Raw genomic sequence first — 15,394 nt, forward strand, 5'->3', positions numbered from 1 at the left:
AACGCCGACAGCGACGAGCACGGACGAGCACGAGAGGACGGACGCGATGCAGTCCACCCACCTGCGCGAGCACAACCTCTCCGCCGTGCTGCGCGCCCTGCAGACCACCCCCTCCCCCACCTCCCGCGCGGGCCTCGCGACGCTCACGCAGCTCACCAAGCCCACCGTCTCCAAGCTCGTCGAGGAGCTGATCGGCGCGGGCCTGGTGGCCGAGGGAGAGCCGGTCGCGGCGGGCGCCGGGCGGCCGATGGTGCCGCTGCGACCCGCCTCCGGGACCCTGCTCGCGATCGGGCTCGAGATCGCCGCTGACCACATCTCCTGCCTCGGCATCGACCTCACCGGCGCCGAGCTCGCGCGCCGCACCACCTACCACCGCATCGCCGAGGGCACGGCCGAGGACGCCCTCGCGCTCGCGGCCCAGCTCGTCCACGAGGTGCGGGAGGAGGCGCCGGAGCTGCCGGTGGTCGGCGTGACCGCCGCGATCCCGGGCCGTCTCTCCCCCGAGGACGGCCGGATCCTCTCCGCCCCGGGCCTGGACTGGGCGGATGTCCCCGTGATCTCCCGACTGCAGGAGCTGCTGGCGCCCGCGGCCTGGCCCGTCGGCGCCCAGAACGACAACCGCCTCTCGGTGCTCACCGAGATCGACCGCCGCCCGGGCGAGTCGTTCCTCTACGTGCGCGGCTCGACGGGCGTCGGCGGCGCGGTGGTGCTGGACGGCGCGGTGCTCGAGGGTGCGCACGGCTGGGCCGGCGAGTTCGGACACACGGTCGTCGCGCCCGACGGGCGGCAGTGCCGCTGCGGGCGGCGCGGCTGCCTCGAGGCCTACATCTCCTACCTCTCTCTGGTGCGCCAGGCGGGTCTCTCCGACGAGGTGCGGATCGAGGACCTCGTCGAGGAGCTCGCGCGCAGCTCGAGCCGCGCCGAGGTGATCGGCGTGATCGGCCGCTCGCTCGGCCTCGCGATCGCCAACGCCCTGAACGTGCTGGACCTGTCCACCGTGGTGCTCTCCGGCTATCTCGCGCCGATCGCGGAGGAGATCACGCCGGTGGTGCAGGAGACCGTGGACCGCCACGCCCTGGCCGCCGAGGCCGGGCCCGTCGCGATCGAGCGGGCCGACGCCCTCGCCGACCCCGCGCTGCACGGCGCGGCGCGCGCGGCGCTGCAGCCGGTGTTCGACGCGCCGGTGAGCTGGGTCGAGAAGGAGAGCTGATGACCGTCCTGACCCGCCGCTCACCCGCCGACGACTGGCTCGACGCACTGCCGCTCGGCAACGGCCGTCTCGGCGCCATGGCCTGGGGCGACCCGGCCCGCGCGCGCTTCGGGCTCCACGAGTCGACACTGTAGTCGGGCATGCCGGGCGTGAACTCCGATAGGCGCGCCGACGCGGAGACCGCCGCAGCGGCCCGTGCCGAGGCCCGGGCCCTGTTCCGCGCCGGCCGGGAGGCGGAGGCCGAGCAGGTGCTGGCGGCTCTCGGCGCGAGCTGGAGCCAGGCGTACCAGCTCGTCGGCGATCTCGTGGTCGAGGTGCCGGGGGCCGCACCGGGGCCGCGCGAGCTGGATCTCGGAGCCGCCCTGCATCGCGTGCGCACGGCCGACGGCGAGCACGTCACCCTCGTCTCCGTGGCGGACACCGCCACGCTGCAGTTCATCCTGGGCCAGCGGGACATGGGCGAGTGGGACGCCTTCCTCGGCGAGCTCGAGGCCTCCGGGCTGGAGAGCTACGTGGAGCTGATCAACGGCGCCCGCGACCGGTTCGTCGACGGATCCTGAGGGTCTACGACCGACGGGCCTGCGGGTCTTCGGGCGCCGACCGACAGCGCAGCCGACGGCCCCGGAGGTCAGGAGCCCTGCTCCTCCTTCGGGGTCGTCGACTCGCGCTCGATGAGCACGGTCTCCAGCTTGAAGGGATGGGCGAAGAGCCCGGGGTCGGCGGAGAGGGCGAGCAGCCGCTCGATCGCGACCTGCCCCATGGAGAACAGGGGCTGGCGCACCGCGGTGAGCTGCGGGTGCGTCCACTGCGCGATCATCGTGTCGTCGAAGCTGACCACGCTGAGCTGCTCGGGCACCTCGACGCCGAGCTGGCGCGCAGCACGCAGGGCCCCGACCGCGAGGGTGTCCGCGACGGCGAAGATGGCGGTGGGCGGATCGGGGAGCTGCAGCAGACGCTCGGCGCCCCGCTGTCCGTCCTCGTAGGAGAAGCTTCCGTGCTCGATCAGGCTCCGCTCCCACTGCACCCCGACCGAGCCGAGCGCGGAGTGGTAGCCCTGGAGCCGCTGGCGCGCCGGGACCGAGTCCTCCGGGCCGGCGAGCACGCCGATGCGGCGATGCCCGAGGTCCAGCAGATGCTCGACTGCGGTTCCGCCGCCCTCCCAGTTGGTGGCCGAGATGGTGACGATGCCCTGGACGTCCGGGTCGATGGACACGGGATCGATCGCGATCAGCGGCAGCGAGAGGTCGCGGCTCCAGCGGGCATGGCGGGCACCGATCGGCGTGGTCACCAGGATGACGCCCTCGACACCGCGGGAGGCCACCTCTGCCATCCACGCCCGGGAGAGTCCGGCCGCCGTCTGATCGCCGCTGACGACGATCAGGTCGACGTCCGCGCGGTGCGCGGCCTGCTCGGCCCCTTCGAGCACCTGCAGCGAGTACGGGCTGGTGAGCGTGTCGAAGTGGATCAGCGCCGAGCGTCGGCGGTCGCTCTCACGGCGCTTGGGCTGGTACCCGAGGTCGCGGGCGGCCTGGGCGACAGTCTCGCGCGTCGACTGGCGCACATCCGCACGCCCGTTCATCACCTTGGAGGCGGTCGCGAGGGACACCCCGGCCTTCTCTGCCACCTCCTTCAGCGTGACGCGCTCGCTGCGTGCGCTGCTCTGGGCCATGACCTCACCTCTCCCTGCTCCCAAGCCTCGACACCCGGGGTCGTCTCCCTGGACAGTACCGGGCGAAGGGTGCTTGACCGGCCACATCATCGGCCCTAGCCTAAACCGGAACGCAACTTTCAGCCTATTTTCATGTCTTTTTCGTGCGCTGGCGCAGGAGCATTCTCCCCGGCGCTCACGTGGAGGTTCCCCGTATGGCGCTGTTCGACATGTCCCTCGAGACGCTGCGGGAGTACCGGCCCGAGGTCGCCGAGCCCGGTGACCTCGACTCCTTCTGGGAGGACACGCTCTCCCGCTCCCGCGAAGCCGCCGCACCGCTGCTCTCCCTCGAGCGCGTGGACAACGGACTGAGTCTCGTGGACACCTGGGACGTGAGCTTCGCCGGGCACGACGGCACCCCGGTCCGTGCCTGGTACAACCGGCCCGCCGCCGCCTCGAGCGATCTGCCCGTCGTGGTCGAGTACATCGGCTATGGAGGCGGCCGGGGCGAGCCGCTCGAGCGCCTGGCCTGGGCCGCTGCCGGGTACGCGCACCTGTTGATGGATACGCGCGGCCAGGGCTCGAGCTGGGGCGCCGGCGGTCACACCGCCGATCCCGTCGGCTCGGGGCCGGCCGCTCTGGGCGTGATGACCCGCGGCATCGAGTCCCCGCACACCTCCTATCTCACGCGGCTGCTCACCGACGCGGTGCGCGCCGTGGACACGGCTCGTGCGCTGCCCGGGGTCGACGGCCGGGTGGCGGTCACCGGCAGCAGCCAGGGCGGCGGGCTCGCGCTCGGCGCCGCCGGCCTGGTGCCCGACGTCGACGCACTGATCGCGAACGTCCCGTTCCTGACCCACATGCGCCGCGCGATCGACATCACGGACGCCGATCCGTACCAGGAGATCGTGCGCTACCTGGCGGTGCACCGGGAGCTCGAGCAGCAGACTCTCCGCACCCTGTCCTACGTCGATGCCCTGCACCTGGGCCGCAGGGCCACCGCACCCGCGATGTTCTCGGTGGCCCTGCGCGACACCATCTGCCCGCCGTCGACCGTCTTCGCCGCCCACAACCTCTACGGCAGCGCGAGCGGCACCGATCCCCAGCGGGAGATGGTCGTCTACCCGTACAACCACCACGAGGGCGGCGGGCCCGCCCAGCAGCGCCGACAGCTCGACTGGCTGCGGGCCCGCCTGTGAACGGCGCTCTCAGCGCCGCAGCGCCGGGTGCCCTGCCCGTCCGCTCGCCTCAGCGAGCGCGTCCTGCACCGCGTAGTAGGCGGGCTTGCGGGTGAAGTCGTCCCACAGCACGGTCGCCGCGCCCTCCCCCGGGAAGGTGCCCGGCACCCACGAGTACTTGTCGAGCACACCCCACAGGGTCAGGGAGTCGCAGCCGTCCACGGCCAGCGCCGCCTCGGTGACGCGGCGGTAGTAGTCGGCCTGCTGTTCGAGCTGCGCCTGCGTCGGCTCCCCGCCCTCCGGCAGATCCATGCGCACATCGAGCTCGGTGATCGCGGTCTGCAGGCCGAGGTCGGCGAAGCGCTGGAGGTTCTCCGCGAGATCGCCGGGGAAGCCGTAGCGGATCGACAGATGGCCCTGGGTGGAGAAGCCGTGGATGGGCACGCCGTCGGCGAGCAGGTCCTGGATCAGAGCGTAGTAGGCATCGGACTTGGGATTGATGCCGTCGACGTTGTAGTCGTTGACGAACAGCAGCGCCTGCGGATCGGCGTCGTGCGCCCAGCGGAAGCAGTCGGCGATGACCTCGACGCCCAGCTCCCGCAGCCAGATGTTCCCCTCGAGGCGCAGCTCGGCGTTGTCGTCGACGATCTCGTTGACCACGTCCCACTGCTGCATCCGGCCCGCATAGCGGCCCACCACGGTGGTGATGTGGTCCTTCAGGATCTCGCGCAGCTGCTCGGGGCTGAAGTCGCCCTCCGCGAGCCAGGCGGGGTTCTGGCTGTGCCACATCAGGGTGTGGCCGCGCACCACCTGACCGTTCGCCTCGGCGAAGTCCATGATCGCGTCGGCGTCGGCGAAGTCGTACGTGTCCTGCGCCGGACGCAGATGATCCCACTTCATCTGGTTCTCCGCCGAGAGCGAGGTGAACTCGGTCGCGAGCACGCCGCGGTAGGGCTCGTCGGCGGTGAACGGATCGGGATAGTCCGCGTCCGTGTGGTGCCCGCCGCCGGCGACGGCGCAGCCGATCTTCAGCGTGCTGCCTGCGGCGAAGGCGAGGTCGTCCTTCTTCGCCAGGCCCGGGGGCTTCGTCGTCCCGTCCCCCGGGGGCTGCGTCGGTCCACGCCCTCCGCCGGGCGCGGCGGACGCTGCCGGTGCAACGGCGGCCATCGTCGTGGCCACTGCTCCGGCGGCAAGTATCTGACGGCGTCTCATGCTGTCTCCTTCGACGTCTTCGACGGGTGATTCACTGCGGGACTGCCACGACCCGTACGGGCACCCCTCCGGCGGAGGAGAGCCGACGGCGCGCAGGGCGCTCAGCCCTTGACGGAGCCGAGCATGATCCCCGAGACGAAGTACCGCTGCACGAACGGGTACACGCACAGGATGGGGATCAGGATCAGGATCATCGTCACCGACTGGATGTTGGCGTTGATGTCGCTGACGGTCGAGCCGGAGGCCGCGGCCCCCTCGGAGGCCGCTGTCGAGGCTCCGGCGATCAGGTTCCTCAGGAACAGCGTCACGGGGAACAGCTCGGTGCGGTCCAGGTAGAGGAACGCCGCGAACCAGTCGTTCCAGTACTGCACCGAGTAGAACAGCACCATCGTGGCGATCACCGCCTTGGACAGCGGCAGCGTGATCCGGAAGAAGATCCCGAACCAGCTCAGACCGTCGATGTGCGCCGCCTCCTCGAGCTCGGTGGGCAGGTTCTCGAAGAACGCCTTCATCACCAGCAGGTTGAAGACCGACAGCGCCGGCGGGAGGATCACCGCCCACATCGTGTTCTTCATGCCCAGGGAGGAGACGAGCACGTAGTTGGGGACGATGCCGCCGTTGAAGAACATCGTGAACACGGCGATGCCGATCAGCAGGCCGCGGCCGCGCAGGTGCTTCTTCGACAGCACGAACGCATACGTGGTGGTCAGCACCATCGCGATGGTCGTGCCGATCACCGTGTAGAGCACGGTGTTGCCGTAGCTGCGCCAGAAGCTGTCGTTGTCCGCGACGGCCCGATAGGTGTCGAGGTTGAAGTCGACGGGGAAGAGGTTGACCTTCCCGGCGTTGATCGCACCGGCCGAGCTGAACGACTGCGCCAGCAGCATGATGAACGGGTAGAGCATCACCGCGCACATCAGCAGCAGCGCGATGGTGTTCACGGCCGTGAAGACCTTGTAGGACCTGGAGTCCTTGATGCGGGAGGACCGCGGAGCCGCCGCCGCCTTGCGCGGTCGCTCCGGGGCCATAGCTTCGATCACCACAGGCTCGTCCCCACCAATCGTCTCGAGATGTAGTTCGCGGACATGACCATCGCGAATCCGATGATGGCCTGGAACAGACCGATGGCCGCCGCGTAGCTGAGGTTGTTGGACACCAGACCCACGCGGTACAGGTACGTCGAGATGACGTCACCGGTCGAGTAGGTCATGGGGTTGTACAGCAGCAGCACCTTCTCGAACCCGACGTTGAGGAAGTTGCCGATGTTCAGGATCAGCAGCGTGATCATCGTGGGACGGATCCCGGGGATGGTCACGTGCCAGGTCTGCTGCCAGCGGTTCGCGCCGTCGATGCGTGCGGCCTCGTAGAGGGCGTCGTCCACGGCGGTGAGCGCGGCGAGGTAGAGGATCGTCCCCCAGCCGACGGTCTGCCAGGCCTCGGAGGCCACGTAGATGAACCGGAACCACTCGGGCTTCTGCAGGAAGGAGACCGGTTCGCCGCCGAAGGCCTCGGTGATCTGGTTGACCGTCCCCTGCAGCGAGAGCAGCTGGTAGACCATGCCCACCACGATCACGACCGAGAGGAAGTGCGGCAGGTAGCTGATCGACTGGACGATCTTCTTGAAGTGCTTGCGCCGCACCTCGTTGAGCATCAGCGCGAGGATGATCGGCAGCGGGAAGCAGACCACGAGGGTCATCGCGCCGATGATCACCGTGTTCGAGAAGACGTTCCAGAACGCGGGATCGTGGATGAACATGTCGACGTAGAGGGTTCCCACCCACTCGTCGCCGAAGATGCTCCCGCCCGGGCGGAAGCGTCGGAAGGCGATCACGTTGCCGAGCATCGGCACGTACCGGAAGATCGCCAGGAAGATCAGCGGGAGGATGGCGAAGGTGTACAGCGGCCAGTCCCGCCGCAGTGCACGCTTCCACCCTCCGGGACGGCGCTTGGGGGCCGGGGGCCGCGGCGCAGGCTCCTGCGCCGCGACCTCCCGGGTCTCCGCAATGGTCATGAGCTCCCCTCCTCCTCAGTCGTCGTAGAGCCGATCACCCGGTCCCCTCTTCGAACCGCTTGCGCGCGCCGTTGAGCAGCTCGAGATAACGGGGAAGACCGGCCGCTTCGAGCTTGCCGACGAAGGCGTCCCACTCGCCCATGTCCCGCTCGCCCATGATGAACTGCAGGGTCGCGGTGTCCACCGCGTCCTTGATCGGGGTCGCCAGGAGCGAGGCCTGCTCGAGCTCCATCTCGTCGAGCGGCGCCGGCGGGTAGGGCTCACGGGGCGTGCGGACGGTGAGCACGTCGTCGATGTACTGGACGAACGCGTCGGTGCTGTAGGACTCCTTGAGCGCCCGGGACTCGGTGGACTCCGCGGGGAAGGTCGAGTAGCCGAGGTCCACCTTGATGTCGGTCTCGCCGTCGGGGTTGATCGCGTAGTCGTCGAGGGAGAACTCAGGCTTCAGCTCGATGGATCCGTCGTCGGCCTTGGTGAAGTGGACGTCCTTCTCGCCCCAGCGCAGCATGTCCCGTGCCTCCGGGTTGAAGTACAGCCAGTCCACGAACTGCAGGGTGGCCAGGAAGTTCTCCGACTGGGTGACCTGCGAGCTGAGCATGAAGCCGTGCCAGAAGTTGCGCGGCTCGATGTTCTCGCCCGCAGGGCCGGCAGGCGGTGGGATGAGAGCGACGTCGTGGTTGCCCTCACCGACCGTCTCGTTCAGCGCCTGCGCGAACTCGATCGCGGTGCCGGAGGAGCCCGAGGCCGCGAAGCAGGTCTCGTTCGCGAACTTCTCGTCGACGCCCGCCGCGCCGCTGCCGTCGTTGGAGGCGGTGAGGGACTCGCGGTCCAGCAGGCCCTCCTCGGCCAGGGTGCGGAAGAACTCGACCATCTGCTTGTACTCGTCGGTGGTCGCCGCGTAGACGAACTCGCCGCCGTTGTCGATCATGCCGTCGCCGAAGCCCCAGCCGGCCTTGGTGCCGAAGGCGTGGGAGGCGTAGTTGAGCATGGACTGCCCCTCGAAGCCGTCCGCGAGCGGGGTCGCGTCCGGGTACTCCTCCTTGATCATCCGCAGGCCCTCGTGCAACTCCTCCCAGGTGTTGGGCACCGAGCCGGTGAGCTCCTCGAACACGTCCTTGCGGACCACGAGGCTGAAGGCGGGGACGGAGACCTCCTGCAGGCCGGGCATCATGTAGTACTTGCCGTCGGCCTGCTTGATGTTCTCGATCATGTCGGCCAGGTCCCACTCCTGGAGGTACTTCTGGAAGTTGGGCATCTTGTCCGCGTAGTCGCTCAGAGGCACCACGGCGCCGGAGGAGACGAACGGGGCGTCCTCACCGGTGTAGACCAGCGGGATCAGGGTGGGTGCATCGCCGGCGCTGATCAGCAGCGAGCGCTTCTCGGTCGCATCGCTGAAGGGGATGTGCGTCAGCTTGATCTCGACGTTGGTGAGCTCCTTGATGTGGTCGAAGAGCCGCCAGGTGTCCTCGACCGGGACCTCGGGCCAGTCGGTCCACAGCATGCTGACCTGCATCGGCTCGGTCGCCTTGAACTGCATATCGGCCGCGTAGTCGTCCATCGCACCGACGCTCTGCGCCTCGGCGTCGATCTCCTCGCCGGAGCCGGAGCCGCAGGCGGACATGGCCACAGTGGCGAAGGCCGCGGCGGAGAGGCCGACGAATCCGCGTCGACTGGGGGCGAAGGGGAAGTGGTGGGGCGTGGTCATTGCCGTCTCCTCATCAGGATCTGAGCCGGACCGGATGGTGCGGCGAGGGGCGAAGCAGATCGAACCGGTGCTGCAGATGCCTCGGCGGCGGGACGGGCCTCACGGCCCCCTCGTCCGACCGAGTCCGACTGTGGAGTCGAGGGGATGCGCCCCCGCCCGGCGACCGTGCCGAGTGGCTCCACGTGACTCTCGTCATGCGTTAGTTGTGCTGGTTAACCTAACCGTGGAACCGACTCTGGTCAAGAACTTCCCGAAAACTTGCGGCTCGTGGGCAACCCCTTCGAACTCGCCCCCCAACTGGCGCTATGGCCGACAGAGTGCCGCCCCAGCGGCCTGGCCGCTAGACTACGAGTTGATAACGGCCGGACGTCCGCGGGAAGTCTGCTGACCGAAAGTTTCGATCACCGTGGGGTGCGAGTCGTCGCCGCAGCCCCCGGTGCGCCCATGCACGACCTGGAGGAGCCATGACCTCATCCCACCGCTCCCGCGGGCTGTTCACCGACCTCACCGAGGGCGTGTACTGGTTCCTCGTGCTCGACGTGATGCTCCTGGTGGCCGCTGCGCCGACAGTCCTGCTGTGGACCGTCATGTCCCCGGGCCCCCTGGGGTCGCTGCTGTTCGTGATCGCCGCGCTGCCGCTCCTGCCGGCGCTCTCCGCCGGCCTGTACGCCTGTCGGTCCTGGCGGGAGGACCGCGACCTGAGCCCCGCCCGGCAGTTCCTGCGCGGCTACCGGCTCAACGCTCTCGACTCCCTGAGGGTCGGCACCCCGGCGCTGCTCGTGGTGGCGCTCGCGGCGTTCAACCTGACCCGGAGCTCCTCCCCCGGGCTCGGTGTCGGCGAGACCGCCTTCCTGGTGGTGGGCGCGGCGGCGCTGCTGGTGCTGCTCCGGGGGCTCGCGATCGTCTCGCGGTTCAGCTTCCGGGTGCGGGACGTGCTCCGGCTGTCCGTGTTCACCCTGCTGGTCCGGCCGCTGTCGACCCTGGCACTGCTGTCGCTCGGCGTGCTGACCCTCGGCATCGTCCTGGCGGTCGGCGATTTCCTGCTGCTGGCCACCGCTTCCCTGCTGGTCTTCGCCCTGTGGTCCTCGGAGCGCCCGGTCGCCCAGCTGCTCACCGTGCAGTTCACGACCGGGGCGCCCGAGGTCAGGACAGGCTCGTGACGGATCCGTCGGTCGCCAAGCGGAGGGTCGCCCCGCCGCGCGGAAGCGTCACCTCGCGCACGGCGCCCTCGATCTCCAGGCGGTAGTCGCCGGCGAAGCCCTGGAGCCGCACGAGGCCCTCGGCATCGCTGCGGTGCTCCTCGCGGCCCAGCCACCAGTCCTCGGTGATCAGCTGCTTCAGCGCGTCGTAGCCGGGCTTGGCGGTGCCGTCGGCCCGCACCAGTCCGGCCGGGGCGCCCAGCCACGCCGAGGCGTCGTCCAGGCCCCAGTAGGTCAGCGACTCGACGGCAGGGTTCGCGAGCACCGTGCGGTAGTGGCTGAGGAGCTCCTCGGCCTGTCGCTCCTCGCCCTCGGCCGTGGAGGGCCAGGACTCGACCTGGTGGTCGTTGAGGTCCACGACGTGCGCGGGCATCAGGTCCCCGGAGAGCAGCGTCGTCTCCGTCATCTGAAGCGGAAGGCCGAAGCGCGAGAAGCGCTCGAGGACCTCGGCGATCTGCTCCTCACCGCGATACCCCTTGTGCATGTGGGTCTGCAGACCGATCGCGTCGATCGGCACACCCGCCTCCAGGCACTCCTCGATGACGGCCTCGTAGTCGGGGGTGAGGTCGAAATCGTTCAGCACCAGACGCGCCGCGGGGTTCGCGGCGCGGGCGGCCTCGAAGGCCAGACGGATGACGTGCCTCCGCCCTCGAGCCCGGGCGAGCCGCGTCACCGCGTTCTCCTCCGCCTCGAAGACCGGGAGGATGACCGTCTCGTTGATCGCGTCCCACTGGTCCACGAGCCCGGCGAAGTCGCCGGCCTCGCGGGCGATGCGGGCGCGGATCACGTCTTCGACGGCCTCGTCGTCGCCTTCCATCAGCCAGGTCGGGGCGAGGGTGTGCCAGAGCAACGGGTGCCCCTTCAGCCGCACTCCGCGGGAGCGCAGGTGCTCGGCGAGGGCGCGCAGTCGCGGGGCGTCCGTCGGCCCGCCGGGCGTCGGCTCGAACCAGCGCCAGTAGAACGGGAGCGTCGCGGCGTTGAACAGCTCCAGCCACTGGTCGGCGAGCTGGGCGCCGGCGGGGTCCTGTTCGCGCTGTTCCTGCGTGATCGGCATCCCGAAGGCGATGCAGCCGAAGCCGAAGGCGTGCGCGGTCTGCTCGGCGGAGACGTGGACACCGGCGCGCGGGGAGCCCGCCTCGTCGACCAGCTGGACCTCGAGGGTCTCGACCCGCTCGGCGGGAGCCGGACCGATGCTCATCGGACACCTGCCGTGGGGGCCTCCTCGCCCGCCGCCGCAGCGACGGGGACAGGGGTGACCTCGACCGGGGTGTCCAGCACCCGCTCGCCGTCGCCGACGGTGCGGACCGGGCCGGTCACGCGGAAGCCGGCCTCGAGCGTGATGTCCTCGCTCGAGGAGCCCACGCGCACGCGGAACTCACCGGGCTCGACGATCCGTCGATGGTCGGGGCCCAGGAAGGAGGTGCGATCGGCGTGCAGGCGGAAGGTGACCCGCGCGGCCTCCCCCGCCGCGAGGGCGATCTTGGTGAAGCCGACGAGCCGCTTGAGCGGCCGCACCACGGAGGCCACGGGGTCGCTGAGGTAGAGCTGGGCGACCTCCTTGCCGTCGCGGTCGCCGACGTTGGTGATGGTCGCGGAGATCTCCACGGTGCCGTCGGCGGCGATCTCCGGGGAGGAGACCTGCAGGTCGGAGTACTCGAAGCGGGTGTAGCCGAGGCCGAAGCCGAAGGGGAACAGGGGCTTGGGATCGATGTTGGAGATGCCGTCGCTGACCCAGGCGAGGACCGGGGCGAGATAGGTGCCGGGCTGGCCTCCCATGCCGCCGGGGATGCCGATCGGGAGGCGTCCGGAGGGGTTGACCCGGCCGGAGAGCACCCCGGCCAGGGCGCTTCCGCCCTCCTCCCCCGGCATGAAGGCCTGGATGATCGCAGCGCAGCGCTCCACGTAGTTCCCGAGCGCATAGGGACGACCGGTGACCAGCACCAGCACCACCGGGGTGCCGGTGGCGAGCACGGCCTCGACCAGCTCGTGTTGGGCGCCGGGCAGGCGGAGGTCCGCCACGTCGCAGCCCTCTCCGGAGGTGCCGGCGCCGAAGAGGCCCGCGATGTCCCCGACCGCGAGCACGGCGACGTCCGCGGCCTCGGCGGCGGCGACGGCCTCGGCGATGCCCGATGTGTCGGGCTCGAGGAAGGGCACGCCGCTAGCCTCGGTGACGGTCGCCTCCGGGTACTCGACGCGCAGGGCCTCGCCGAGAGTGGGCACGGCCACCGAGGTGCCGTTGTCCTCCAGACGCGAGAGGACGTGGTTGGTGAAGCTGTAGCAGCCCAGGAAGCTGCGGGGCTCGACCGCGGCCGGGCCCAGCAGCGCGATGCGGCCGGGCGCGGCGAGCGGGAGCGTCCCGCGGTCGTTGCGCAGCAGCACGATCGACTCCTCGGCGACGCGGCGTGCGAGCTCGCGGTTCTGCGGGGGGTCGAGGTCGATCGCCTCGCCGGTGGTGGCGGGGTCGAAGTCGGGATCCAGCAGTCCCAGCTCGATCTTCTGCCGCAGCACGCGGCGGACGGCGGCGTCGAGCACCTCGACCTCGAGCTCCCCGGCCTCAATGGCCTCGAGCAGCTCGGGGAAGGTGTTCGTCTCCGGAAGCTCCACGTCCATCCCGGCGCGCAGGGTGGTCACGGCGGCCTCGCGCGTGCTCTCCACGACCCGGTGCATGGACTGCAGGAAGTTCACGGCCCAGTAGTCCGAGACCACGGTTCCCTCGAATCCCCAGGTCTCGCGCAGCAGCTCGGTGAGCAGCCAGCGGCTGGCGGCGGGGGCGATGCCGTCGATGTCGGCGTAGGAGTTCATCACCGACCGGGCGCCGCCCAGGCGCACGGCCATCTCGAAGGGCACCAGGTCGACCTCGTGGAGCTCGCGAATGCCGATCGATACGGGGGCGTGGTTGCGGCCGGCGCGGGAGGCGGCGTGGCCGGCGAAGTGCTTGAGGGTCGCGATGACGCCGGAACTCTGCAGGCCCTTCACGTAGGCGGTGGCCAGGGTGCCGGTGAGGTAGGGGTCCTCACCCATGGTCTCCTCGATGCGGCCCCAGCGGTAGTCGCGCACGATGTCGAGCACCGGGGCGAGCCCGTGGTGGGTGCCGAGCGCGCGCATGTCCTGCCCGATGCGGGCGGCCATCTCCTCGACCACCTCGGGCGCGAAGGACGCGCCCCAGGCGATGGCCGCCGGGTAGGTGGTGGCCTGGTGCGCCATGAGGCCGGTCAGGCACTCCTCGTGCGCGATCGCGGGGATGCCGTGGGGGGAACCGGCGACCACGGCGCTCTGCAGGCGGCGCAGGGTCGCCACGCCCTCCTCGGAGGTGAGCGGGGCACTGCCGAAGGCGCGGGTGATGTGCCCGAGCCCGCTCTTCACGGCCTCCTCGAAGGGGTCGCGATCCTCGTCGAAGGTCGACTGCATGGGGGCGAATCCCTCGGCGTCGCCGATCTCGGGACGCTTCCAGTAGCTCCCGAGCTGGGCGATCTTCTCCTCGGGCGCGAGATCGGCGAGCAGCGCCTCCGCGCGCTCCTCGACGCTCAGCGCAGGGACTCTCCACGGGGCAACGGTCATGGGGTGCTCCTTCGCACTGTCCTGGAGGGTGCGAAGCACCCAGTCCGCCCGCCGAACGCGGGTACGGTCAGAAACCTTTCTGACCACTTTCGGCTGCGCACAGGCTAGAGCAGACGCGATCCGACGGTCAATCCCTCCGCACTTCTCAGTGCGGACGAGCGGCGCGACAGACTGAGCCGCCCGGGTCGCCCACGAGCGGCGCGACCGCAGCAGATCCGGCATCCGTCTCGAAAATTCGCAGCGCTTGACCGCAAGACTTTCCGTTCGTACGTTAAGACTCTCACGCCGGAGCAGTCCGCTCCCGCCAGGCCGTCGCATCCCGTCATCGTCGACACCAAGAGTAGGTCATGACCATCGAGAAGCTTTCCCGCCGTTCCCTGCTCGGCGCCACCGCCGGGCTCTCCGCCCTCACCCTCGGCGCCTGCGGCACCTCCGGACCCGGCGGTGCCGGCGGCGGAGGCGGCGACAGCGCCTCCTACTGGGCCCTGTCCGGAGAGCCCAACGAGACGATCTACGGCGATGCCGTGGAAGCCTTCAACGAGGGTGATGCAGGTCAGGTCGAGGTCACGTTCTTCCAGAACGACGCCTACAAGCAGAAGATCCGCACCGCGATCGGTGCCGGCGAGGCGCCGACGATCATCTACGGATGGGGAGGCGGCGGTCTGCGCACCTACGCCGAGGAATCGCAGGTCCTGGACGTCACCTCGTGGCTCGAGGAGAACGCGGACTACAAGAACCGATTCGTCGAGTCCGTCTGGGACGCCGCGACGGTGGACGACAAGATCTACGCCCTCCCCCAGGGCGCCACTCAGCCCATCATCCTGTTCCACAACAAGAAGGTGCTCGGCGACATCGGCGCCGAGGCGCCGGAGACCTGGGAGGACCTCCTGGGCGTGGTCGAGAAGGCGAAGTCCGCCGGCATCGCGCCGATCTCGCTCGCCGGGCAGTCGAGGTGGACCTCGATGATGTGGCTCGAGTACCTCCTGGACCGCGTCGGCGGCCCCGAGGTCTTCGCGAAGATCGCCGCCGGCGACAAGGAGGCGTGGCTCGACGACGCCGTCCTCGCGATGGGCGAGAAGGTCCACGAGCTGCTCGAGATCAAGGCCTTCGCCGATGGCTTCGAGTCCATGGCCGCCGACTCCAACACGGACCAGGCCCTGCTCTGGACCGACCAGGCCGCCCTCATGCTCCACGGCGGCTGGACCTTCGGCAGCATGAAGGCCAGCGGCGGGGAGTTCGTGCCGAGCGGCAATCTGGGCTTCGGCCCGTTCCCCACGATCGAGGGCGGTGCCGGCGAGCTGAAGAACCTGGTCGGCAACCCCTGCAACTACCTCTCGCTCTCCTCGGCCGCAGCCGACGAGGAGATCGAGGTCGCCAAGGCGTTCCTCCAGGACGGAGCGATGTCCGACCAGGTCGCCTCCGACCTGATCGCCGCCGGCTCGGTCCCCGTGATCGTCGGGCAGGACGAGGCCCTCGCCGCGAGCGAGGACGCCGAGTACCTCCAGTGGGTCTACTCCTCGATCCAGGAGGCCCCCGCCTTCACGCAGTCCTGGGACCAGGCGCTGCAGCCCACTGACGCCGAGACCCTGCTGGTGAACACCGAGCAGCTATTCCTCGGCGCGATCACCGCCGAACAGTTCGCCGAGAACATGAGCACCGGCAAGGGGGCCTGA

13 protein-coding genes are annotated in these 15,394 nt (G+C 69.9%); 6 read left to right on the top strand and 7 right to left on the bottom strand.

The window, feature by feature from the left end; translation table 11 throughout:
- Positions 1-46: 46 nt before the first annotated feature.
- The 3 genes from DEU31_RS11715 to DEU31_RS11725 are packed head-to-tail and all read left to right on the top strand — an operon-like array spanning position 47 to position 1,770.
- Positions 47-1,210 (top strand): ROK family protein, encoded by a 1,164-nt coding sequence (locus DEU31_RS11715; protein ID WP_133677248.1) that lies wholly within the window; start codon positions 47-49, stop codon positions 1,208-1,210.
- Positions 1,210-1,344, top strand: a complete 135-nt coding sequence (locus DEU31_RS11720) for a glycoside hydrolase N-terminal domain-containing protein (protein WP_133677249.1) — start codon at positions 1,210-1,212, stop codon at positions 1,342-1,344. Before DEU31_RS11715 ends, DEU31_RS11720 begins: the two co-directional genes overlap by 1 nt.
- A gap of 15 nt (positions 1,345-1,359) precedes the next feature.
- Positions 1,360-1,770, top strand: coding sequence for a hypothetical protein (locus DEU31_RS11725; protein ID WP_133677250.1), 411 nt, complete (start codon positions 1,360-1,362; stop codon positions 1,768-1,770).
- Positions 1,771-1,838: 68 nt separating this feature from the next.
- Here the strand turns inward: DEU31_RS11725 and DEU31_RS11730 are convergent, their stop codons facing one another.
- Positions 1,839-2,879 carry a substrate-binding domain-containing protein gene (locus tag DEU31_RS11730; RefSeq protein ID WP_010551871.1) on the bottom strand — a complete coding sequence of 347 codons (1,041 nt, stop codon included), beginning with the start codon at positions 2,877-2,879 and terminating at the stop codon, positions 1,839-1,841.
- Between the two features lie 194 nt (positions 2,880-3,073).
- Here DEU31_RS11730 and DEU31_RS11735 point away from each other — a divergent pair, with 194 nt between their 5' ends.
- Positions 3,074-4,057 carry an acetylxylan esterase gene (locus DEU31_RS11735; RefSeq protein ID WP_010551872.1) on the top strand — a complete coding sequence of 328 codons (984 nt, stop codon included), beginning with the start codon at positions 3,074-3,076 and terminating at the stop codon, positions 4,055-4,057.
- 9 nt (positions 4,058-4,066) lie between these two features.
- Here the strand turns inward: DEU31_RS11735 and DEU31_RS11740 are convergent, their stop codons facing one another.
- The 4 genes from DEU31_RS11740 to DEU31_RS11755 form a co-directional block, all read right to left on the bottom strand.
- On the bottom strand, positions 4,067-5,248 hold the full coding sequence (locus tag DEU31_RS11740; RefSeq protein WP_029360857.1) for an endo-1,4-beta-xylanase: 1,182 nt from the start codon (positions 5,246-5,248) through the stop codon (positions 4,067-4,069).
- Between the two features lie 101 nt (positions 5,249-5,349).
- A complete protein-coding gene (locus DEU31_RS11745; protein ID WP_010551874.1) occupies positions 5,350-6,276 on the bottom strand; it encodes a carbohydrate ABC transporter permease in 927 nt (308 codons plus the stop codon).
- 8 nt (positions 6,277-6,284) lie between these two features.
- Positions 6,285-7,259, bottom strand: coding sequence for an ABC transporter permease subunit (locus DEU31_RS11750; RefSeq protein ID WP_133677251.1), 975 nt, complete (start codon positions 7,257-7,259; stop codon positions 6,285-6,287).
- Positions 7,260-7,293: 34 nt separating this feature from the next.
- Positions 7,294-8,964 carry an extracellular solute-binding protein gene (locus DEU31_RS11755; protein ID WP_133677252.1) on the bottom strand — a complete coding sequence of 557 codons (1,671 nt, stop codon included), beginning with the start codon at positions 8,962-8,964 and terminating at the stop codon, positions 7,294-7,296.
- Between the two features lie 464 nt (positions 8,965-9,428).
- Between DEU31_RS11755 and DEU31_RS11760 the strand changes: the two genes are divergently transcribed.
- The gene (locus DEU31_RS11760; RefSeq protein WP_133677253.1) at positions 9,429-10,124 is read left to right on the top strand and encodes a DUF624 domain-containing protein; all 696 of its coding nucleotides are present in this window, start codon (positions 9,429-9,431) and stop codon (positions 10,122-10,124) included.
- Here DEU31_RS11760 and DEU31_RS11765 read toward each other — a convergent pair.
- Both DEU31_RS11765 and DEU31_RS11770 read right to left on the bottom strand, forming a co-directional pair.
- Entirely contained in the window at positions 10,108-11,361 is a 1,254-nt protein-coding gene (locus tag DEU31_RS11765; RefSeq protein WP_133677254.1) for an endo-1,4-beta-xylanase, read from the bottom strand. The two genes, DEU31_RS11760 and DEU31_RS11765, sit on opposite strands and share 17 nt — an antisense overlap.
- Positions 11,358-13,721 (bottom strand): glycoside hydrolase family 3 N-terminal domain-containing protein, encoded by a 2,364-nt coding sequence (locus tag DEU31_RS11770; protein WP_133677255.1) that lies wholly within the window; start codon positions 13,719-13,721, stop codon positions 11,358-11,360. The genes DEU31_RS11765 and DEU31_RS11770 overlap by 4 nt, the downstream gene beginning before the upstream one ends.
- Positions 13,722-14,068: 347 nt before the next feature.
- Between DEU31_RS11770 and DEU31_RS11775 the strand changes: the two genes are divergently transcribed.
- Positions 14,069-15,394, top strand: a complete 1,326-nt coding sequence (locus DEU31_RS11775) for an extracellular solute-binding protein (RefSeq protein ID WP_133677256.1) — start codon at positions 14,069-14,071, stop codon at positions 15,392-15,394.

The sequence above is a fragment of the Brachybacterium sp. AG952 genome (assembly GCF_004362645.1).
GTDB classification, from domain to species: Bacteria; Actinomycetota; Actinomycetes; order Actinomycetales; family Dermabacteraceae; genus Brachybacterium; species Brachybacterium conglomeratum.

Coding starts and splice junctions, on each gene's coding strand:
- DEU31_RS11715 (WP_133677248.1), top strand. CDS start 47: ATGCAGTCCACCCACCTGCGCGAGCACAACCTCTCCGCCGTGCTGCGC.
- DEU31_RS11745 (WP_010551874.1), bottom strand. CDS start 6,276: ATGGCCCCGGAGCGACCGCGCAAGGCGGCGGCGGCTCCGCGGTCCTCC.
- DEU31_RS11775 (WP_133677256.1), top strand. CDS start 14,069: ATGACCATCGAGAAGCTTTCCCGCCGTTCCCTGCTCGGCGCCACCGCC.
- DEU31_RS11765 (WP_133677254.1), bottom strand. CDS start 11,361: ATGAGCATCGGTCCGGCTCCCGCCGAGCGGGTCGAGACCCTCGAGGTC.
- DEU31_RS11750 (WP_133677251.1), bottom strand. CDS start 7,259: ATGACCATTGCGGAGACCCGGGAGGTCGCGGCGCAGGAGCCTGCGCCG.
- DEU31_RS11730 (WP_010551871.1), bottom strand. CDS start 2,879: ATGGCCCAGAGCAGCGCACGCAGCGAGCGCGTCACGCTGAAGGAGGTG.
- DEU31_RS11760 (WP_133677253.1), top strand. CDS start 9,429: ATGACCTCATCCCACCGCTCCCGCGGGCTGTTCACCGACCTCACCGAG.
- DEU31_RS11755 (WP_133677252.1), bottom strand. CDS start 8,964: ATGACCACGCCCCACCACTTCCCCTTCGCCCCCAGTCGACGCGGATTC.
- DEU31_RS11735 (WP_010551872.1), top strand. CDS start 3,074: ATGGCGCTGTTCGACATGTCCCTCGAGACGCTGCGGGAGTACCGGCCC.
- DEU31_RS11770 (WP_133677255.1), bottom strand. CDS start 13,721: ATGACCGTTGCCCCGTGGAGAGTCCCTGCGCTGAGCGTCGAGGAGCGC.
- DEU31_RS11740 (WP_029360857.1), bottom strand. CDS start 5,248: ATGAGACGCCGTCAGATACTTGCCGCCGGAGCAGTGGCCACGACGATG.
- DEU31_RS11720 (WP_133677249.1), top strand. CDS start 1,210: ATGACCGTCCTGACCCGCCGCTCACCCGCCGACGACTGGCTCGACGCA.